Here is a 19,551-nt window from a genome sequence, read left to right on the forward strand (position 1 = left end):
TAAAAGATTTTACCCTGTGCACATTGCCGCTACCTGTGCCCTATCCATAAGTATGCCAATTTTGATGTTTCAATAATTGAGTTGTTTGACTATTTGCAGATTTGTTAATTGGTAAATTAATAAGCCAACAAATAAGATGGCTTCGTACCTCGCCATGACCGTGCTCGAAAAAAAAAGTCAATCGCAATCGTGGCATTCCCCTCCTTTGGAGGGGTGGCTGAAAGCTGGGGTGGTTAAAACTCATTGAAAGTATATTGAAAAAAACAGCTTTACCAACACATACAAATGATTTTTCAGAAAAAAAATCCTGAACAATTCGTTTCACTCTTTTAGATGTTTCAATTCCGCTACGCTTCATTCGACATGGAACAACCAGATCATCAAATAAACAAAAAACAGAAAAACCTGCACTGGGGGCAATGCGGGTTTTTCATATTGCAGTAGTTACGGAAAATATCTTTTGGGGACCAGATATTTTAAAGAAGTAGTGCAAATCGATAAAGCTCTGGGGGCAATGCTTTTTCATATTTACACTACAAAGATAGACCTGAATAAAAAGATTTGTAAGATTTTTAGACCATGAAATAGTTTTAGTCGGCAAACAGCTATAATGTATCGACGAACGTGTTTTTACTCCGCTTTTTTTATCCTTTATCTTTACCTCCCATTTTAATTTTTACCTTGCCGTCTTCGCCATCCTCGGCCGTAAGATGCACTACTATGCCGCGCTTGCGGCGTTTGGCAAGCTCTTCTTTGTCGTCTATATCTTTATCCTTTTTAGGATTTCGCAGCGGCACATCTACATAGATTTTTGTTCCGCGCCCAAAAGAATATATTCCTTCTACATCCATATTAAGTACGCTGCTGCTAATTTGCATGGGATGTATGGTAACCTTTTCGCCTTTAAGGTCAAATTTGCCTTTAAGGTCATAAAACTCAATATTCTTTACATCGCGCAACGGGAAAGCAAACTTGCCTACCTTAGTAACCGGTTCAAAATTATAAAGTCCGCCCTTTTTCAGGTCAAAATTTACGTTGCCATGTATAGATCTCGGCACGGGTTTGCCTGCATTGTTTATGGCTCCAGTTACATTTGCCTTTGCCGAGAAAAGCCCTTTAAGATTTTTTGAACTCAGGCTCTCGAGCCCAAAATTATTAAAGGCATGCATAAACTTACTGATGTTTACATTGCTAACCACAGCGTTAACATTATAGTTATTGTGGCTGCCCTGGTTCAGGCTTCCGTTTATAAGCAATGTACCTCCGGCATGGGCAAGCCCTGCGTTTTTTACAAGCACATTGCCTTTGTCTGTAAGCAGCACATCGGCACGGGCATTGGTGGCATAAAAACTATTGTAAAAAAGCTTGTCTACGCGCAGTTTCATGTTTACGCTGCTTTTTTCGAACAGCAGGTTCAGCTCATCTGTATAATTGCCTTTCCGTGTTTTTTTAATGGCTGCCTGTGTCTTTTTACGAGTACCCAAAAAGCCCATAAACTCGCCCAAATGCAACTGCGGACTGTATATTTGCCAATCCAGCACCAATTTTTGCGGCGCGGTGTAATACAGGTTTAAAAAGTTTTTAATGCTGCCCTCCATATTCACCACGCTCCTGCCGCTTTTAAGCACAATTTTGCTGATGAACAGGTCGTCTTTATTAAAGTTGAGCGATACATTTACATCATTAAAATCGAGCTTTCGGGGCACATAGCGCACGTTGGCATCTTTAACATCAATGCGCCCGTTTACAATGGGCTTTGTAAGTTTAAAGTCAACAATATCGGCCTTAAAGTCAAGTTTTACAGCAGCCGTGCCCTTACTGAATTGTAAAAGATCATCATCAATAAGAGTACGCAGCTTTTTCATGTCGAATGCCGACGTAAAATCGCCTACCGCCACCGGGTGTTCTAAATTGAGTACCGATGCCTTTTGCATGGCAATGGGCAAACCGCTATATTGCCCTTTAAAATTAAACAGCTTTATGGCCGAATTGGCATCATTAAAGCCTTTGGCTGAAACATTGTTGTTGGTAAACACCCCAAAGAAATTACACTTTTCTACATCGCCCCCGGGCGTAACCAATACATTGTTTTTTACAGTGGCATTGACCCTTATAAGCGGATCCTCCCGGTCGTTAAAACTTCCCACAAGGTCGCACTTAACGGCAATAGGTTCGGTAAGGTCAAACATCAGGAGCTTTTTAGTAATGTTGGGCGACAACAGGTTAGCAGCATCTTTCCACAAGATGCTTTTGTTCTCTATATTTATCGAAAATTTACCCGATGCACCCGTGTTTATATTAGCGGCAATATCAAACTTTTCGCCACCAATATCGAGCCTCTTTTTATGGAAAATGATAGTTTGAGAATCGTCATTATACACCATATCAAACTCTCCATCAAGTTCCCTATCTTTAATAAAACTGCCACGCACAGTATTAAAAGCCATACTGTGGGCAAAACCTTTTAAGGAGGCGTTGGCCTCCCATCCTGTAAAAGTATAATTAACCGAGGCTTTAAGGCTGTTAATGCCAAATTTATAGAGCTTGTTTGTTTTTTGATTATCGGCAGTAAAAATTACATCATTAAGTGCAATTTTTTTTAGCTGCGGAAAGCCAGCTTCTTTGTTCTTTTCTTTTTCGTCTTTAGCCCTTTTCCTGAAAACCGATGTGTTACTATACCCATTCTTGTCGGTATAAAGGTCTATTGCCGCATTACTGATGCTTATTTTTTTTATTACCACAGCACCCCGCAATAGCGACGGCACGTTTATGGCAACATCTGCACGGCCTGCTCTGAGCATGGTACGCCCGTGGGTTTTAAAAAGGCTGTCGCGCAGCGCAACATTTTCGAGCCGCAAGGCCACATTAGGAAAGGCCGAAAAAAAAGTGGGTTCTATATTGCCTATTTGCAGTGTGCCGGCAATGCCTTGGTTGAGCTGTGTGGTTAGCTGCGCCAAAACTTCTTTTTTATGCGTATTGATGTATAACGCCACACCTGTAAAAAGCAATACTGTGATCAGCACTAAAGCGCCAATGCCACGCACAACTATTCTTGCCCAACGGGGCAGGGTTAATTTCCAGAATCTTTTTAAGGCAGAATAATTTTGGTTCATGGGCAGGTGCAAGTAGAACCTCTAATTTAACGAACGGCTTACAGAAATTGCTTTAATCTTTGTTAAATTAAAATACAAATCAGCGCATTAATAAATAAGAAATGCGGGCGTTGTTACGCCCGCATTGCCCCCAGAAATAAACACACTAAAAATCGACTATTAGTGTATACTAAAAAAACACATTCCACAAATTAGGCTGGCACCACATCATAGGTCTGCGAGGACAAAAATAGGCGTAAATCTCTTTTTTTACCATCAAAACACTATAGACAAAGTATAGACAAATCTGCTATTTTACACTAAACACGGGCTTTTTAAAGAATTGTGATGAAAATAAGTGTAAAATCCTGTTTTAAGCAATTGCATTAAAAACCCTTTATTTAAAAGCGGTTTTAATCTAATTAAATTATAATTACATCGTAGTCAAAATAAAAATAATGTCGTTAATCTGCCTTAAAATGCATTACATCGAAAAGTAGCATTATCCTGACATAATTAGTTAAAAACCCGTTAATTTAGACCCCATCCTAACTCCACCTACTATGAAAAGCAGTACTAACCCAGTTGTATTTAACTATTATGTTTTAAAGCGAATATTTAAAATATTGCTGCGCAGGCAAAGATCAATATCTATGTTATACATAGACTATGCCTGGCTGCCAAATGAAGATATAAATGAGGTAGAAATAAAGTACAGGTTCAGGAATGCTTTGTGGTTTAAAACAAACGACAAAACAACCATGAACAACCGCATTACTTTGCCTAAACCAAAGGAAAGTAATGAGGTAAAATTAATAGTACAGGGGTTGTTTAGGAAAAATGAGTACAGGTTTAAGCTAATGCACGACCATATACTTTTACTTAAATAATTGTTTTAAATGCTGGTTAATATTAGGGGTAATTTAACCAGCATTATTTTTTCTACCAGTATTGGCCTGTTACTGTAAACCCAATACCAAAATTGTTTGCCTTTTCCCAGCTTCCCTGGCTGGTTGCCCTTAGCATCATTGGGGTTGTACCTTCAGAAAAATCTGCAGAGAATTTAACGGCTTTTGTAGAGCTTTCTATCCATTCAAGGCTAACAAAAAAGCTTTCTTCCACAACAATATTATAGGGTGTTAAATCTACTTCAAGCAGTGTGTTGTTTGCTGGTGGTGTAACAATTATGTTTTGGTTAATGATAGGCTTATCCGGTTCGCCGTCTTTTACACTATAAAAGTTAAGGCGCATTTTTAATTTAGGGTTTTTAATGGAGGTAACCGATGCCGTAAAGGTTTTTAGTTTCATTGGCGGATATCTCACGATCATTACCATACCTATTTCGTTACCCAGTTTGTTGCTTGTAAAACCTACACTTCCGCTTTGCGACCTCGTAGGGTTACCCATAATGTCTTCTTTAGGCTCTGTATTTTCGTTTGTAATTACAAGCTCTTCCAACTCTGTAGCCTCCTCCTGCATCAATACCACAGGGTCTTCTTTAAGTTGTTTTTGCATTAGTCCTAAAGGTATATCTTTAGTAGCATAGCCAATGGCAGATATCCTTACTGTATCGGTTTCATTAATTTTTGGCACTGCCAAATGAAAAACACCGTTATCATCGCTCACAGTACCAATATTCTTATTCAGTAAGCCTAAGTTTACAAAAGGCAGCGTTTCGCCCGATGCAGCATCTTTAAGAGTTCCTTTTAAAACGGTTTGGGCACTAAGGCCAAAAGTGATAATAAAAAGACAGGCAGATAAAAAGCTTTTCATAGGATATAAGTTTAAGACACGACTAAGATAAACAACAAATTTACAATACTGTTTATTATTTTTACAAAAAGAATGCCACAATGCAGCACAGCCTTTATTTTATAGCGATTATACCTCCGGATGATGTTTGCACTGAAGTTGATGCTTTTCGTAACGATTTTAAAAACAACTACAACAGCAGGGCTGCTTTAAAAAATGTGCCGCACATTACGCTCAAAGCTCCTTTTGAGGCAGCACCAAAACAACACAGCACAATTTTAGACTGGTTTGGCAACCTGAATATTAAGACTGAACCTTTTAGCATTGACCTTCAAAATTTTGGTGCGTTCGACAACCCCAAAAATCCTGTAATCTATGTAAAGCCTTTATTGACCGATAATTTGACGCAGTTGCAAAAGGAAATTATTACAGCTTTTGAACTTTCCTTTCCGGACACCACACTCCATTATCATGAACGTCATTTTGCACCTCACCTAACCATTGCTTTTAGAGATCTTTCCTATGAGCAGTTTAAAAAAGCCTGGACAATTTACAGTAATAAACACTATACAGCACAGTTTGCGGTTAACCATTTATGTCTGTTTAAACACAACGGCACGGCATGGCAGGTAATTGCCATCTATAATTTAGGCTCCTAATTATTAATAGTCTTTAAGCTAAAAATGTCACGCAAAGGCGCGAAAGCGCAAAGCTGTATAGTGACATTTCATCTCCGGGCGACTGATAAGTCGCTAAGTTTTGCGCCTTTCAGTCACTTCATTCAAATGAAGATTGGGGTACAGCTTTGCGCCTTCGCGCCTTTGCGAGAAAAACAATAAACGATCCGGAATAGTTTGCACCACTCCGGATCGTTTATTGTTTTTTTATCCTTTTTAAATGAACATTCCTCCTGATACTTCTATGCGCTGAGCGGTTATCCATTTGGCATCATCGGTACATAAAAAAGCTACCACACCACCAATATCGTCTGGCAAACCAACACGTCCAAGAGCCGTTTGCGATGCTATACCTGCATTAAGCTGGGCATTATCGCGCACAACGCCACCGCCAAAATCGGTCTCAATAGCACCGGGAGCCACAATATTTACATTGATACCCCTTGCGCCCAATTCTTTAGCCTGATAGCGTGTAAGAACCTCCATGCCACCCTTCATGGAAGCATAGGCAGCATAGCCCGGAGTAGCAAAACGCGCCAGTCCCGATGATATGTTTATAATTCCTCCGCCATTGGCAAGCACAGGCAATGCCTTTTGTGTAATAAAAAACGGTGCTTTAAAATGTATGTTTACCAGTGCATCAAAATCCTTTATAGTAGTATCGGCAAAGGCCGCATGGATGCCTACCCCCGCATTGTTTACCAGATAGTCTATTTTATCTGTACCAAAGGTTTGGCTCAGCGTTGCCGAAAGCTGTTCAAAAAAAGCATCAAAACCATCCGTGTTGTCAACGCTTAATTGTAATGCCGCGGCTTTTTGGCCAAGGCTTTCAATTTCAGCTACTACTGCATCGGCATCTTCTTTTTTACTGTTGTAGGTAAGTATTACGTCAAGGCCTTTTTTAGCAATGGCAATTGCCATATTTTTTCCGAGCCCACGGCTGCCACCGGTAATAAGGGCTATTTTAGATTGTGCCATATTGTATTATTTTTATAATTTGATATAGCAAAGTTAAGACTCCGGTAAGGCTAAAAAATGGTGTACTCTTCAGTTTTTTAGATTGCCGTCAAAACAGATTTACAGAACAGACAATTAGCTCAAACTACTTCTTCTGAGCCAAATATTCGCTGCCTTTGGCTACAAGATAGTCCGTAAGCTCAAAATCTCTTTTAGGATCCAGCAGGGCATTGGTTTCAGCACCTTTATCACAATACACCAAAAACAAGCCAATTTCGTCTTTAGGTATCTTAAGTGTTTGTGTAAAAAAGTGGTAGGTAAACCGCTCTTTTACAACCTCTGTAAAAGATTTAGAAGTGGTAAGCGAATAAATTTCGCCTCTGTCCTGCTTTTTATCGCTGCGTTTCTTTTTAAAGAAGGTTTCATAAATACGCACAAAGTTTACACCTGTAAGCTGGCTACCCGTAATTTGTGTGGGCAGGGCACCATTTTGGTTCATATCATACTTATTGCGCTGTACGTTATATACTTTCTCTTCGCCCACATTGGTCATAGTAGATGCTATGGCCTTAGTTTTTGTTTTGCGGCTGTCGGCAATAAGGTCGCCAGACAATACATTGGGTGTAATAACCACCTCATCAAGCACGGTTACATTAACATTAAGCCTTATGAGCAATCTGTCTTCCAAAAAATGGGGTTCGCTAACCACCAGGTAGGCCGACCGGAACGATATACCAGAAAAATAAAGCGTATCTGTAGGGCGCGCATAAAGCGTAAACAAACCGTCAGTATCGGTAACAGCACTAATGTTAGACGTTATGTTTTTAACGGTAAGATTGTCTACTGCTATAGAATCGGCAATTACCTTAGCGTGCAGTAGCTTTCTGGGTTCGGTTTTTTTCTGGCTGTAGGCTGCCAGCGGAAGCAAAAAAATAAAAACGAGTATGTGCAAGGCGGTTTTCATAGCTGGTTAGTGCTTTAAGTGCAGCACCCTTATAAAGGTACTAAAATTGTAACGCAAATTGTGTTAATTTTAGTTTGCCCGTGCATATCTTTTCTGTGCTTAATGAGCAACAAGCCTGTTTTAAATTTCACGCAAAGGTGCAGAGATTAAATAACTTTATAATGGAGACAATGGAGACCAAAATTTAAAGAAAACTTCCTATTGTCCTGCAATAAGTTTATTGTATCTCTCGGCAAGCACCATTAATTTAAGCTTAGCCAATTCATTGTTTTTTGCTTTAAGGGCTTTGGAAAATTCAACATCTTCTACGGCATAGAACAAAAAACCGTTTACATATTCGGCAGGAACTTTAAGGTCAGATATTATTTGCTCTTCGGTATAAATATTATCTATGCGTTGCATGTCAAATTCCTTGCGTTCTGTAGCCAGTGCTTTTTTAAGCATTTTGGTACGTCCGGTAATGGCATTTATAATAGCATCTGCAGATACAGATACCCCTGCCATAGTGCCCACACCTATTGTAGGCGAAAAATCACTGGCAGTTTTAAGCCTCCTTTCGGCCGGGGTATATTGTTTTTGCCCTTTAGGCACAATACCTAATTTTTCTGAGGTAACCTCATTAATAACAACCTCTTTAAGTTCGTAACCGTTTAAGGTAACTTCCATTGTATAGGGAGCTTCTTTAAACGAAAAATCATTAACCGCAAATTCCCGTGCTGCTATATTGGGGCTGTACACCGCAAGCCTGTCGCCCACACGGGCATCAAGGCAAAAAAGCCCGGCATTGTCCGTCTTTACTTCCGCGCCTGTGGCCTTGTTAATTACAAACACGCCTGCCACCACACTCTCGCCCGAAACGATCTTGCCCTGCAACGGCTGCCTTACCTGGCCAACTAAAGGCAGGCTTATAAACAGAAGTATATACAAGAGGTGTTTCATTTTTATTCTTTAATTGCCACAAGATAGTTCTTAGCTAAGTCTATAAGTAACAGTTTTATAAGCGATGTATTGTTATCTTTAACCGCAGCAGTAAGTTTTTCGTCTTCGGCAGCATAAAAAATAAAGTCTCTCACTTTTTCCGCAGGAATTTCAAACTGCTCTGTAATCTCGGGGTCGGTGTACAATCCGTTCAGGTTCTCAATAACCGTTTCTTTCTTTTCGGTTTCCGTAGCTTTTTTAAGCATTTTAGAACGTCCCGATATTTTATTGAAAAGGGCATCTATACCATCGTTGGCCGTAAACTCCCTGCGCTCGGCAACAGTAAAACGCTTTTGGTCTTTAGGCACTATTCCCAACGATTCTGATGTAACTGTAGTTCCCTGTACCACCACTTCATTAAGCTCGGTCGATTTTGGGTTTACTTCCAGCACATAAGGCACCTCTTTAAATGATTGTGCGTTAATTACAAATTCGCGTGCATCTATATTGGCATTATACACCGCAAGCCTGTCGCCCTCTTTAACATCAATGCTAAAATTGCCGGTGTTGTTGGTTTTAACCTCTGTGCCGGTAGCTTTATTTATAACAAACACGTTTTGTATGGGTGCGCCGCCTGCAATTACAAGTCCCTGTAGCGGTTTGCGCTCCTGGCAAAAGGCCGCAGTGCAAAACAGCAGTAGTATGGCAAGCAGTTTATTCATGGTTAATACGGTCTAAATAGTTTTGAGCAAGCCCTGTAATCTTAAACTTGGCAAGACTTTCGCTCTTATTGGCAAGCAAAGACTGTACCTCTTTATCTTCTGTTACAAAATAAAGAAAACCCTCAACGTGCTCGTCCGGAATTTTAAGATTATCGGTAATTTCTGTAACCGTACAAATATTGTGCAATTTTTCGAGTAATTGTTCACGCTTCTCTAATTCTACCAGCTTTTTCATAGCTTTTGTACGGCCGTTTATAGCATTTATAACCGGGTCCAATGGCATAGAACCGGCTAATAAGCCCAAAAGCATAATAGGTTTAAAATCGCCTGTGGTATATAAATGCCTTTCGGCCTGAGTAAATTGCTTTTGATTTGCAGGTACTATGCCCAGCTTTTGGCTTGTAACAGAAGCATCTACTATAACCTCTTCAAGCTCTTCGGCACTCATTTCAACTTCGATCACATACGGATTTTCTGTAAATGAAGCCTCGCTAACGGCAAATTCGCGCACAGTAGTCCTGGCGCTATAAGCAACAATAACATCTCCGGGAGAAACGTTAAGAGTGAAATTTCCGCTACTGTCGGTTTTAACTTCGGCTCCTGTAGCCTTGTTAATAACAAAAACAGCCGTGAGTCCCATTTTATTAGCCTCTACTTTGCCATATAATGGTTTTCGTTCCTGACAAAAAGCAGTAGTACAAACCAATAACAGCAAAGCAGTTAGTTTTAGCATATAAAAATAGGTTACTCTTTTAAAAGCGCAATATATTTTTCGGCAAGGCCTGCCAGTAAAAACCTCGCCATGTTTTCGTTTTTGTCTTTTATTGCGTTGGCAAAATATTTATTCTCTACAATATAAAATATAAAGCCCTGCACGTAGTCCAGCGGAATTTTAAACTTGTTTACCAGCTCATCTTCTGTATAAATGTAGTTTATTTTTTCCATCAGGTTCTCTTTTTTTTCAGTATCGGCAGCGTTCATCAGGATGCCTGTGCGACCTGAAAAAGCATTGATAAGCGGGTCTAAGCCCAACGGGTTCATCCTGCTCCCAGAAGCTGTTGCCAGCCTGCGCTCCTGCGGGCTGAAACGTTCCTGATTTGCAGGCACAAGCCCAAGCGATTCTGAATTTATGTGGCTGTAGTCTATAATAACCAGCTCGTTAAGCTCATGATTGAGCACATCGAGCTGAACAAAGAAAAGGTTGTTTAAAAAATCGGCTTCTTTAACCACTACATCTTTTGCCTCAAATTGCAGCGCGCTAAAAATAAGGGTGTCGTTTACTGCCGCATTTATGGTAAAATATCCGCCACGCGTGGTGGTAACCGATTTTTCTGACGACTTATTAATAACATAAATGCCCTCTAAGGTATCAAAATCAGAGGTTACTTTGCCGTTCAGGGGCTTGCGCTCCTGGGCAAATAACGAAACACTAACCAATGCTATAAAGAGTATTATACTATTTTTCAAAACAAACCTTTTTTTGAAATTGATACTTTGCAAGAGCGATGAAGCCTCCGATTTATTACCGCCGCATAAAAATCTTTGTAACTTTACCTTTTCTTACACTTATTTAAACGAATGAAAAAACTAATTATTGCAAGCACCTCTACCCTGCATGGCGGCGACTACCTTGATTATTTAACCCCTGCATTGCAGGAGCATTTTAAAGGTTGCACATCGCTGGTATTTATTCCCTATGCCCGCCCGGGCGGCATTAGCCACGAGGCATACACAGAGCGTGTTGTTGCATACTTTGCAAAATTAGGCATTAGTGTAAAAGGTTTGCACGAGTTTGAACACCCCACGCAGGCGTTAACCGACGCACAAGCCGTGTTTACCGGGGGTGGCAATACTTTTTTGCTCGTAACCCAGCTTTATAAAAATGGTGTCATGGCTGCGTTAGAGCAAGCCATTAAAACCGGAACACCCTATTTGGGCACCAGCGCAGGCAGCAATATTTGCGGCCTGACCATGCAAACCACCAACGATATGCCTATAGTATATCCGCCAAGCTTTAAAACCCTTGGGGCAATAAATTTTAACCTCAACCCGCACTACCTCGACCCGCAACCCGACTCGCAGCACATGGGCGAAACCAGAGAGACCCGTATTAAAGAATTTCACGCCTTTAACACCCCTCCGGTGCTTGGCCTGCGCGAAGGAAGCTGGCTTGAAGTAAACGGCAACACCGTTATTTTAAAAGGCAGTTTACAGGCGCGGTTGTTCCGCCAGGGCAAAGAGCCTGTAGAGCTTGAAGCAGGGAGCGATTTGAGCGATTTAAGGTAGAAATCTTTTAAATTGTTATATTTGTAAATGCAAAACCAGTTAAAGCATGAAGTCTACAATGTCCTTTCAGGAGCGGTCGAAGTTAGGTTTGGAGCAACTATCCAAGCAATTGCCCGTTACCTTAACAATGGCACGGCGCCAGGCCGAAGAACTGAAGAGTCAAAGCACTTCAAAGAACAAGAAGAACAGAGATTAAAGGATTATATTACAGCTAATGGTCTCTGGATAGACAGTATCGATTTTTCGCAGTACATTAGTGAAGGCGCAGAACAAAAAGTTTATCTTGAAGGTTTTAATCGGGTTTTCAAATTAAACGATTCGATTTATTACAATTGCTGGCAGGATTATTTTTATAATTTACTGCTGCACAACTTCTTCTTTACCGATACTGCTTATAATTTATTAGGCTTTACAACAGATAATGATACTCTTTATGCAGTGGTACAGCAAACTTATGTATACAGTACCGAAAAAACAGATCTTGAACAGGTAAAGTCTTTTATGCTTCAAAATGGTTTTGAGAATAATCGCAATAATGATTACATAAATCACGAGTTGGGAATTATACTTGAAGATTTACACGACGAAAATGTACTGACACAAAATAAGATGCTGTATTTTATTGACACGGTATTTTATTTGACCGATAATTTTTGGATGGCTTAACCATTTTCTATTTCATACCTTTATGCAATGCAAAGCACATTTACAGCATATTTTAAAGAGCACGGCATTCCGGATACCGATATAAACGCCCTCGCGGCCATTGCCAAAACGCGCACATTGCGACGCAATGAGTTACTGCTGCAGGCAGGAGAGGTTTGCCGCCATAAAATATTTATCGTAAACGGCCTGCTGCGCACTTTTACTACCGGAACAAACGGTAACGAACACATATTGCACTTTTCGCCCGAGCATACATGGACGCTCGATGTTGAGAGTTTTGATAAGGAAACCCCATCGGCCATAAACATTGCAGCAACAGAACCTACAGAGGTAATGCTTTGGCGCAAAAACGACTTTAACAGCCTGCTGGCTGAAATGCCCGAACTTAAAAATTTGGCTCAACAGCTCATTTCACGCAATATATACAACAGCCGCCAACGCATACTTACAGCCATTAGTGCCACCCCTGAAGAAAAATATGACGATTTTATGCGCAATTATCCGGGGCTTCTATCGCGCCTGCCCCTGCACATGATAGCGTCTTACATGGGAATATCACTAAAAACACTTACCCGCATCCGTCACGCCCAATTGCACCGATAAAAGTAAATCATGGTCAAATGACTCTGTTTTAAAAACGCTCCTGCCGTTACTTTGCTGTAATTTAAAACCATAAACTATGAGAGTATTTGTTACAGGAGCTTCGGGTTTTGTAGGCTCTGCCGTTGTAAACGATCTTTTGGCAGCCGGGCACAGTGTGCTTGGACTGGTAAGGTCTGAAGGTGCCGTTCAAAAATTAAAAGATGCAGGAGCCGATGTTCAACCGGGCGATGTAAATAACATTGAACTTATAAAACAATGCGCTACTGCCTGCGATGCCGTTATACACACTGCTTTTAACCACGATTTTTCGCAATACAAAGCCAATTGCGAGGCCGACCGCCTTATTATACATGCTTTTGGAGAGGCATTGGCAGGCACAGGTAAACCTTTGGTAATAACATCGGGCATTGGGCTGCTACGCTACGATCGCGCTGTTAACGAAGACGATGCATTACAGTCAGGTTCTGAAGTTGTGCCCCGCGCTGCCAGCGAAGAAGCTGCCGCAACCGCCACTGCAATGGGTACTAACGCCTATGTAGTGCGCCTTCCGCCCACCGTTCATGACCGCGGAGACCATGGTTTTGTACCCATGATTGCCGCAATGGCTAAAGAGCGTGGTGCATCTGCCTATATTGGCAACGGACAAAACCACTGGCCGGCAGTGCACAGGCTCGACGCTGCCAAAATTTACCGCCTTATTATAGAAAAACAACCCATCCAAAAGGTATTTCATGCCGTGGCAGAAGAGGGCATTGCTTTTAAAGAGATAGCCCAAAGCATTGGCGCAGGTTTAGGCCTGCCTGTAAAAGCTGTTAGCGGAGAAGAAGCCGAAAAGCATTTTAGCTGGTTTTTACATTTTGCCGCTATGGACTGCCTGGCTACAAGTACAAAAACACAAAACACGTTAGGGTGGCAACCTGTCGAAATTGGGCTTTTAAAAGATATAAAGGCTAATTATTTTTAAATAGTAGCTTCAAGCATTTTAACTTAAACCGTCAGACTATAAATAAGTCCTGACGGTTTTTTTCATCATCAGACTGTTAGCCTTAGACACTAAATTAAAGTTAAAGAAATGTTTATTAACAGGGGCATTGCTTTTGTGTTTTTTAAATTTGGTTGGCACGCAAAACTGCCATAAAAAATATACACAACCACGTAAAAAACATTTGTATGTCAAACCAGGCCGAACTGATAGAAGCACTGCAAAGGCAAAAAATAGACGATGCCCGCCAGCTTTTAAAATCTGAAGAGAACATTCCTGATAATCTGGACAGTTTTAAAAATGTAGCACTATTTGACATTTTACTGCGAACCAAAGCTTTTGATATTATAGACCTTTTTATTGACAAGGGTCTCATAGAAACCGATATTTATGAATATGACACTCTTGAAAGGACTTTTTTTGATGCCGCTTTCAGGATACTGGAAGAAGACGAAGAGTCGGTTGCCTTTATAAACAACCTGATGCCCAGGCTTAGCAGCATTAACGATGCAGTGAGCAACAAAACCCTGTTGGGGCTTGCCATAGACCAAAAGGCCAAACCGTTAATTTTAAAAGCTGTAATAGATGGCGGTGCCGATATAAACACTGTTAACAATGCCGAGAACACCTACCTGCATCAGGTAGCCAATAATTATAATCCTGATGCCGCACTCGTATCGCAATATGCACAAATACTTATAGACAACGGTGTCGATGTTAATGCCCGAAACATTGTGGGAGAAACCCCGCTTATGGCTGCAATATCGCGCAACCAGATAAAACTTGCCGAAGTATTGCTGCAAAACGGAGCCAGCACTAACGAGCAGAACAAACAGGGCGAAACCCCCTATTATCTGGCAGTTGTAAATTTGCTCAGCCTGCCGTTTTATGAACTTTTAAAAGGCTATGAAGCTCCTGATTTTGACAAAAAGACCAAAGATGGCGTGGCTTTCTTTTTTGAATTCTTAAAGCGCACCAACAGTCCGTCAACCACAGCAAACGACCTCTTGAAAGCAATGATTGCCGATGGTGCCGATCTTTTCCAGACCTCAACACATTATAGTGTAGAAAAAACGGCTTTTGACATATTGGCCGAAAAACCTTTTGAGGTTTTCGAAACTGTTTTTAAGTCCACCGATTTAGATGTTGCACACACAGACGACCAAGGCAACACATTGCTGCACAAGGTGTGCGCCTATAATGTAAACTACGACCAGAATGCCGCGCGCGATACCTACAAAAAAACCAAACTGCTCATAGAGGCTGGAGCCGATGCCAACGCCGTAAACGCACAGGAGCAAACGCCAATGATGCTTGCATCTGCCGACAACCTCAAATCTAAAACAGTTGAACTTTTACTGCAACACAGCCGATAATCCCTGCAAACTATGTCGATATCATTTATTATAGCCTGCGAGTCGGGTAAAAGGAAAATTGCCGAAATATTGCTAAAGAACAACGAAGTAGACGTTGCCTATACAGACGAGCAGGGCCGCACCGCCCTGCACTATGCCGCCCACAATGGTTATCTTGATATAGTAAAAGGCCTTATAGAAAAAGGTGCCGATATAGACTATGAAGACCATGCCGGAGAAACCCCGTTGTATTTTGCCTGCCTGCAAAAACAAAAGCAGGTGGCACTCTACCTGATAGAACAGGGTGCCAACACCGCAATAAACGACCACAAAGGCAACAGCCTGGTGCACCTTACGGCAAACCTTGGCCAGGCAGACGTGCTTGCAAAACTGCTTGACAACGGCCTCGACGCCAATGCAGAAAACAAAGAGTCGCAAACGCCATTAATGCTTGCTGCCTATTGTGGCTTTAGGGATGTTATTAGCAAACTGGCCGATGCCGAAGCAAACCTTAATGCTACAGATAAACACGGCAACACAGCACTGCTTTTTGCAGTACAGTCTAAAAACCTGCAGGCTGTGCAGGCACTGACCGAAAAAGGTGCCGATGTAAACCACATGAACCAGCGCGGCGAAAGCCCGCTGCTTTTAGCGTGCTATCAAAACAACAACATGATAATAAAGCACCTGCTGCAAAACGGTGCCAATGCCAAGGCAGCATCTAACACAGGGCTTTCGCCAATTTGGTTTGCTGTAAATAACAACCAAAAAGAAATTGTAAACCTGTTTTTAGAGAACGGCATAGCCGTAAATTATGCCAAACCGCTTGCAGGCAACGATAACAACATGGACTCTTATCTTGACTGGGTGCTTACGGCCAACGATCTTGCTGCCGATGGTAATTTTAACCTAAACTCCGGTGCGCACGGTGCCGAAAGCCTGCTGCATGCAGCGGTCAAGAACGGGCATTTGAGCATGGTAAAGTTATTGACCGAAAAAGGTGCAGCCATAAACGCACAGGATCAAAGCGGCAACACGGCACTGCATTATGCCGCAGCAGGGGGCAAAAAAGATATTGTGAAATACCTGCTGGATAACGGCGCCGATACAGCAGCTGTAAACGTTAAAGAACAAAAGGCCATAGATTACAGCAACGTAAAAGGTTTTAACGAAATTACCCAAATGCTGGTTAGCAAAAGCCCGGCCGATACTGCCACACTGCAACCCCAGGCACAGCCATCTGCTAATGCAACGAACAACGGTGGTGTTGCCGATAAAAAGAAAGCCCTGCTGGATATTAAAGAGCTTTTGGATGCAGGTATATTAACCCAGGATGAGTTTGACACCGAAAAGCAGAAGATATTGCAGGGGTAGTGTTTAAACAACGCAAAAGTGACAGTTTCAAAAGTTTGACGAAGTAGAATAGAGAAATCTCTTCAAGTGGTTTGAAGAGATTTCTGTATGGCGGAAGCGGAACATCTTATGGTCATTAACATTTTTAAAATGGCCTTTTTACCTGCTTACTTTGTTTCGTCTACAAAAACATATAATTTTTGTACTTTATTATTTTCTATTACAAATAAGTCCATGCCGGTAACGGTTGAGGGTTTTGTTTTAGAACCAAATTGCCAGTACAGACGTACAATGTTATGATGCGCCTCTACAGATTTTGCTGTAAACCTGAAGTCGGGGTTTTGATGCTGAAGCTTAGCTACAAACCCTGCAATTTCATCGTTGCCCGTTGCAATAAAGTGGCGGTCAACCATTTCTATGTTTGCGGCATAGGTGCTACCCATCAATGCTGCCCGTTTTACAGCATCTTTCTCGTTCCATATTTCAAGATGATGTTCAATCAGCAGTTTGGATGTAGCAGTATCAGTAACATTCGGTTTCGATTTAGCAACCTCATCTTTAGGCGACCATAATATTGTTTTAGGATTGCCCTTTTGATATCCTTTACCATTGGGATATGAAACCAGTTCCATTTTAGAGCCCCATGGCGTTTCAAAATACACCCACGACTCTCCTGCCGTATCTCCTGAAGGTGTAGTAAAAGGTTCTCCTAAAACCTTTACACCTTTACTTTTAAGATATTTTACAGACGCGTTGATATCTGCAGTATAAAAAGCAATGTGGGATGCGCCAATATCATCTGTATTAGGGTTCGTAAGGCTTCCTTTGTTATTGGCATATTCAAATATTTCTATGCTTGCCCCTGTGCCTGCGTTTATCATTTTAATTGTAAGCGCCCCCGTGTTGGCATTGATCCTGTTTTGTTCTTTCCAGGCTGCATCAAGCGGAATTGGGCCTAACTGGGTTACAGGTACAAATCCAAGAACCTCTGTAAAAAATGGCATTGCAGTTTTAAAATCGGGCACATTTATTCCTACGTGGTCTACACCAATAATACCGGAAGTGTTTTGGGCTGAAATATTTTCGGAATTGGAAAAGAACAATACTAAATTCATCAGGGCAATAGCCGATGCCTGTATTTTTTGATTTGATTTTATATTCGTTTTCATGATTATCTTGTTTAAGCAGTGTATAATTATATGTAAGTGTAGCTTTAATTAGTTGCTGTAAGCGGCAAGCCATTTTTTCTTGATCTGGGCGCGTGCTTCTATAAACTCCTTATCGGTACCCTGTGCAATAGCATCTAACGGAAGACGAAGCGGACGCTCTCCTTTTTTCATATTTACAAGTTCAAGAATGCCATTGGCTATGGTTTGCGGATCCATATCAAACTGTGCCATTTTTCCAAACAGCGCAGCACCAAGTGCATTAAACCTGTTTTGGGCATCGTCTCCATAGCTTTCAATTATATCCTGCTTATCGGCATTTATACCTGCTTTAGAGCCATTGTTCATCTCTGTAGGATATACTCCCGGCTGGATGCTTACGTTCTCAATGCCATAAGCGCTAAGTTCGTCCTGCATACCTTCTGTAATACTCTCCACTACCAGTTTAGATGATATGTAAGGAATCATAAAAGGCAGTGTATGCCCACTGGCACCTGTGGTAATATTAATTATCAGTCCATTTTTTTCTTTTCGCATAAAAGGAAGTACTGCATTATAGGTGCGCAATACGCCATATACATTTACGTCGAACATATTGCCAAACTGTTGCAGAGAATAGCCTTCCAGCAGCCCGAAACCACTTACTGCGGCATTATTTACAAGCACATCTATTTTGCCGTATTTTTCAATTACGCTATTAATCGCTACTGCTACAGACGCATCGTTGGTAATATCTACATCAACTACCTCTATGTTTGCTATATTTGAAAGCTCCTGAGCTACAGCAGCATTTTTACCGGTTGTATTTCGCATACCTGCAATTACTGAATGGCCCGCATTAGCTAATGTTAAAGCAGTAAGTTTACCAAATCCGGTACTGGTACCTGTAATGAAAATTGTTTTTGACATGATTTCTATTTTTTTATTGTTTATAATGTTTCTTTTGAACATTACAAAGTTGCGGCAATGGCAAAAGCTGCACATTGATTAGAAATAAGTAAAAACTTGATGTAGATCAATAATCTCGAAAGGGCATAAAAAAAGGAGCCTAGTGCTCCTGCCCGTAACAAACTATTTATTAGCCGTTTGCCTTCTAATCCTGCTAAGGGTTTCGGGGGTCATACCAAGATAGGAAGCTATCATGGCTTGAGGTATGCGCATGGCAAAGCCCGGATATTTGTTTACAAAATTCAGGTATTTTTCTTCGGCTGTAAGGCTTAACGATGCCTGTATGCGGTTTTGGGCAGCAATAAAGCTTCGTTGCAAAATAGTATGTATCATGTTATTAAAAGCCGGTATCTCCCTGCACAGCATTTCAAAATTTTCATGAGTAAAAAGTACCAGTTCGCAATCTTCTATGGCATCAATATTAAATCGGGAAGGTTGCTGTGAAAGCAGGCTCTCCCTGTCGCCTGTCCACCAATTTTCCATACTAAAACTAATAACATGTTCGCTGCCCTTATCATCTACAGAGTACGTGCGCAGGCACCCCTTTGTAATAAATGCGTCATACTTCCATACATCGCCTTCCTGTAGCAGGTACTGCTTTTTTCGTAGTTTTTTGGTAATTGCAAAAGACCTTATTCGCTCGCACTCAAATGGTGTCAGCGTTGCGTTGTTGTCAAGGTATTTTTGAAAAACATCATACATAGATGCAGTAAAGTTATAAAGAATTGACATTATAACCACATTTAAACTACCATGCCGCCTAAGTTAACGCTGGGTTAATAACCCTGCCTGTATAGTTACACCCCAAAAACTTACATTATTTTTGGATGCCGGAGTGGGTTTTTAAAAGCCTCTTTGCCGTAATTATTTAAGATGCAAACAATTAACACCAATAGCCTAAAAACAAAAAAACCTCCCGTATTTGGGAGGTTTCCTGTTGGTCTACTAGGACTCGAACCTAGAATGACTGAACCAAAATCAGTAGTGTTACCATTACACCATAGACCATACTTGCTCATTGCGGGTGCAAATGTAGCACATATTTTTATTAAAGCAAACTTTACACTAAAAAATATTAAAAAAATTATTTCGCCGTTATTGTAAACATTT

The 19,551-nt window shown here is 41.0% G+C and carries 19 protein-coding genes and 1 tRNA gene; 8 read left to right on the forward strand and 12 right to left on the reverse strand.

Going from position 1 to position 19,551, the window contains the following annotated elements:
- Positions 1 to 644: 644 nt before the first annotated feature.
- On the reverse strand, positions 645 to 3,113 hold the full coding sequence (locus GR160_RS08310; RefSeq protein WP_160749396.1) for an AsmA-like C-terminal region-containing protein: 2,469 nt from the start codon (positions 3,111 to 3,113) through the stop codon (positions 645 to 647).
- A gap of 542 nt (positions 3,114 to 3,655) precedes the next feature.
- Between GR160_RS08310 and GR160_RS08315 the strand changes: the two genes are divergently transcribed.
- Positions 3,656 to 3,982: a hypothetical protein gene (locus GR160_RS08315; protein ID WP_160749397.1), complete on the forward strand. Its 327-nt coding sequence runs from the start codon at positions 3,656 to 3,658 to the stop codon at positions 3,980 to 3,982.
- A gap of 52 nt (positions 3,983 to 4,034) precedes the next feature.
- Here the strand turns inward: GR160_RS08315 and GR160_RS08320 are convergent, their stop codons facing one another.
- A complete protein-coding gene (locus GR160_RS08320) occupies positions 4,035 to 4,865 on the reverse strand; it encodes a carboxypeptidase-like regulatory domain-containing protein (RefSeq protein WP_160749398.1) in 831 nt (276 codons plus the stop codon).
- Positions 4,866 to 4,945: 80 nt separating this feature from the next.
- Here GR160_RS08320 and GR160_RS08325 point away from each other — a divergent pair, with 80 nt between their 5' ends.
- Positions 4,946 to 5,503, forward strand: a complete 558-nt coding sequence (locus GR160_RS08325; RefSeq protein WP_160749399.1) for a 2'-5' RNA ligase family protein — start codon at positions 4,946 to 4,948, stop codon at positions 5,501 to 5,503.
- A 234-nt stretch (positions 5,504 to 5,737) separates the two neighbouring features.
- Here GR160_RS08325 and GR160_RS08330 read toward each other — a convergent pair whose 3' ends face one another.
- The 6 genes from GR160_RS08330 to GR160_RS08355 form a co-directional block, all read right to left on the reverse strand.
- Positions 5,738 to 6,499 carry an SDR family NAD(P)-dependent oxidoreductase gene (locus GR160_RS08330; RefSeq protein WP_160749400.1) on the reverse strand — a complete coding sequence of 254 codons (762 nt, stop codon included), beginning with the start codon at positions 6,497 to 6,499 and terminating at the stop codon, positions 5,738 to 5,740.
- A 124-nt stretch (positions 6,500 to 6,623) separates the two neighbouring features.
- Complete coding sequence (locus GR160_RS08335; protein ID WP_160749401.1) at positions 6,624 to 7,442, reverse strand: hypothetical protein; 819 nt, start codon at positions 7,440 to 7,442, stop codon at positions 6,624 to 6,626.
- A 198-nt stretch (positions 7,443 to 7,640) separates the two neighbouring features.
- Positions 7,641 to 8,381: a hypothetical protein gene (locus GR160_RS08340; protein WP_160749402.1), complete on the reverse strand. Its 741-nt coding sequence runs from the start codon at positions 8,379 to 8,381 to the stop codon at positions 7,641 to 7,643.
- 2 nt (positions 8,382 to 8,383) lie between these two features.
- Complete coding sequence (locus tag GR160_RS08345; RefSeq protein WP_160749403.1) at positions 8,384 to 9,082, reverse strand: hypothetical protein; 699 nt, start codon at positions 9,080 to 9,082, stop codon at positions 8,384 to 8,386.
- Positions 9,075 to 9,815, reverse strand: a complete 741-nt coding sequence (locus GR160_RS08350; RefSeq protein ID WP_160749404.1) for a hypothetical protein — start codon at positions 9,813 to 9,815, stop codon at positions 9,075 to 9,077. The genes GR160_RS08345 and GR160_RS08350 overlap by 8 nt, the downstream gene beginning before the upstream one ends.
- Positions 9,816 to 9,826: 11 nt before the next feature.
- Positions 9,827 to 10,549: a hypothetical protein gene (locus tag GR160_RS08355; protein ID WP_160749405.1), complete on the reverse strand. Its 723-nt coding sequence runs from the start codon at positions 10,547 to 10,549 to the stop codon at positions 9,827 to 9,829.
- A gap of 111 nt (positions 10,550 to 10,660) precedes the next feature.
- On the opposite strand from GR160_RS08355, the gene pepE reads away from it, so the two are divergent.
- The 6 genes from pepE to GR160_RS08385 all read left to right on the forward strand — a co-directional run bounded on the left by pepE (position 10,661) and on the right by GR160_RS08385 (position 16,348).
- Complete coding sequence (gene pepE / locus GR160_RS08360) at positions 10,661 to 11,368, forward strand: dipeptidase PepE (protein ID WP_160749406.1); 708 nt, start codon at positions 10,661 to 10,663, stop codon at positions 11,366 to 11,368.
- 27 nt (positions 11,369 to 11,395) lie between these two features.
- Positions 11,396 to 12,034 (forward strand): hypothetical protein, encoded by a 639-nt coding sequence (locus GR160_RS08365; RefSeq protein WP_160749407.1) that lies wholly within the window; start codon positions 11,396 to 11,398, stop codon positions 12,032 to 12,034.
- A 27-nt stretch (positions 12,035 to 12,061) separates the two neighbouring features.
- A complete protein-coding gene (locus GR160_RS08370) occupies positions 12,062 to 12,637 on the forward strand; it encodes a Crp/Fnr family transcriptional regulator (protein ID WP_160749408.1) in 576 nt (191 codons plus the stop codon).
- 76 nt (positions 12,638 to 12,713) lie between these two features.
- Positions 12,714 to 13,601: an SDR family oxidoreductase gene (locus GR160_RS08375; RefSeq protein ID WP_160749409.1), complete on the forward strand. Its 888-nt coding sequence runs from the start codon at positions 12,714 to 12,716 to the stop codon at positions 13,599 to 13,601.
- 206 nt (positions 13,602 to 13,807) lie between these two features.
- Positions 13,808 to 14,995 carry an ankyrin repeat domain-containing protein gene (locus tag GR160_RS08380; protein ID WP_160749410.1) on the forward strand — a complete coding sequence of 396 codons (1,188 nt, stop codon included), beginning with the start codon at positions 13,808 to 13,810 and terminating at the stop codon, positions 14,993 to 14,995.
- A gap of 12 nt (positions 14,996 to 15,007) precedes the next feature.
- Complete coding sequence (locus tag GR160_RS08385) at positions 15,008 to 16,348, forward strand: ankyrin repeat domain-containing protein (RefSeq protein WP_160749411.1); 1,341 nt, start codon at positions 15,008 to 15,010, stop codon at positions 16,346 to 16,348.
- Positions 16,349 to 16,494: 146 nt separating this feature from the next.
- On the opposite strand, the gene GR160_RS08390 is transcribed toward GR160_RS08385, so the two are convergent.
- The 4 genes from GR160_RS08390 to GR160_RS08405 form a co-directional block, all read right to left on the reverse strand.
- Positions 16,495 to 17,496, reverse strand: coding sequence for a VOC family protein (locus GR160_RS08390; protein WP_160749412.1), 1,002 nt, complete (start codon positions 17,494 to 17,496; stop codon positions 16,495 to 16,497).
- A gap of 48 nt (positions 17,497 to 17,544) precedes the next feature.
- On the reverse strand, positions 17,545 to 18,402 hold the full coding sequence (locus tag GR160_RS08395; protein ID WP_160749413.1) for an SDR family NAD(P)-dependent oxidoreductase: 858 nt from the start codon (positions 18,400 to 18,402) through the stop codon (positions 17,545 to 17,547).
- Positions 18,403 to 18,564: 162 nt separating this feature from the next.
- Positions 18,565 to 19,173: a Crp/Fnr family transcriptional regulator gene (locus tag GR160_RS08400; RefSeq protein ID WP_237421192.1), complete on the reverse strand. Its 609-nt coding sequence runs from the start codon at positions 19,171 to 19,173 to the stop codon at positions 18,565 to 18,567.
- A gap of 205 nt (positions 19,174 to 19,378) precedes the next feature.
- Positions 19,379 to 19,449, reverse strand: a tRNA-Gln gene (locus GR160_RS08405).
- Between the last annotated feature and the right edge of the window lie 102 nt (positions 19,450 to 19,551).

The organism is Flavobacterium sp. Sd200, assembly GCF_009826935.1.
Classification (GTDB): domain Bacteria; phylum Bacteroidota; class Bacteroidia; order Flavobacteriales; family Flavobacteriaceae; genus Flavobacterium.

What these genes read in the sequence shown, in the direction of transcription:
- GR160_RS08310 (WP_160749396.1), bottom strand. Translation starts at nt 3,113, where the DNA reads ATGAACCAAAATTATTCTGCCTTAAAAAGATTCTGGAAATTAACCCTG.
- GR160_RS08315 (WP_160749397.1), top strand. Translation starts at nt 3,656, where the DNA reads ATGAAAAGCAGTACTAACCCAGTTGTATTTAACTATTATGTTTTAAAG.
- GR160_RS08320 (WP_160749398.1), bottom strand. Translation starts at nt 4,865, where the DNA reads ATGAAAAGCTTTTTATCTGCCTGTCTTTTTATTATCACTTTTGGCCTT.
- GR160_RS08325 (WP_160749399.1), top strand. Translation starts at nt 4,946, where the DNA reads ATGCAGCACAGCCTTTATTTTATAGCGATTATACCTCCGGATGATGTT.
- GR160_RS08330 (WP_160749400.1), bottom strand. Translation starts at nt 6,499, where the DNA reads ATGGCACAATCTAAAATAGCCCTTATTACCGGTGGCAGCCGTGGGCTC.
- GR160_RS08335 (WP_160749401.1), bottom strand. Translation starts at nt 7,442, where the DNA reads ATGAAAACCGCCTTGCACATACTCGTTTTTATTTTTTTGCTTCCGCTG.
- GR160_RS08340 (WP_160749402.1), bottom strand. Translation starts at nt 8,381, where the DNA reads ATGAAACACCTCTTGTATATACTTCTGTTTATAAGCCTGCCTTTAGTT.
- GR160_RS08345 (WP_160749403.1), bottom strand. Translation starts at nt 9,082, where the DNA reads ATGAATAAACTGCTTGCCATACTACTGCTGTTTTGCACTGCGGCCTTT.
- GR160_RS08350 (WP_160749404.1), bottom strand. Translation starts at nt 9,815, where the DNA reads ATGCTAAAACTAACTGCTTTGCTGTTATTGGTTTGTACTACTGCTTTT.
- pepE (WP_160749406.1), top strand. Translation starts at nt 10,661, where the DNA reads ATGAAAAAACTAATTATTGCAAGCACCTCTACCCTGCATGGCGGCGAC.
- GR160_RS08365 (WP_160749407.1), top strand. Translation starts at nt 11,396, where the DNA reads ATGCAAAACCAGTTAAAGCATGAAGTCTACAATGTCCTTTCAGGAGCG.
- GR160_RS08370 (WP_160749408.1), top strand. Translation starts at nt 12,062, where the DNA reads ATGCAAAGCACATTTACAGCATATTTTAAAGAGCACGGCATTCCGGAT.
- GR160_RS08375 (WP_160749409.1), top strand. Translation starts at nt 12,714, where the DNA reads ATGAGAGTATTTGTTACAGGAGCTTCGGGTTTTGTAGGCTCTGCCGTT.
- GR160_RS08380 (WP_160749410.1), top strand. Translation starts at nt 13,808, where the DNA reads ATGTCAAACCAGGCCGAACTGATAGAAGCACTGCAAAGGCAAAAAATA.
- GR160_RS08385 (WP_160749411.1), top strand. Translation starts at nt 15,008, where the DNA reads ATGTCGATATCATTTATTATAGCCTGCGAGTCGGGTAAAAGGAAAATT.
- GR160_RS08390 (WP_160749412.1), bottom strand. Translation starts at nt 17,496, where the DNA reads ATGAAAACGAATATAAAATCAAATCAAAAAATACAGGCATCGGCTATT.
- GR160_RS08395 (WP_160749413.1), bottom strand. Translation starts at nt 18,402, where the DNA reads ATGTCAAAAACAATTTTCATTACAGGTACCAGTACCGGATTTGGTAAA.
- GR160_RS08400 (WP_237421192.1), bottom strand. Translation starts at nt 19,173, where the DNA reads ATGTCAATTCTTTATAACTTTACTGCATCTATGTATGATGTTTTTCAA.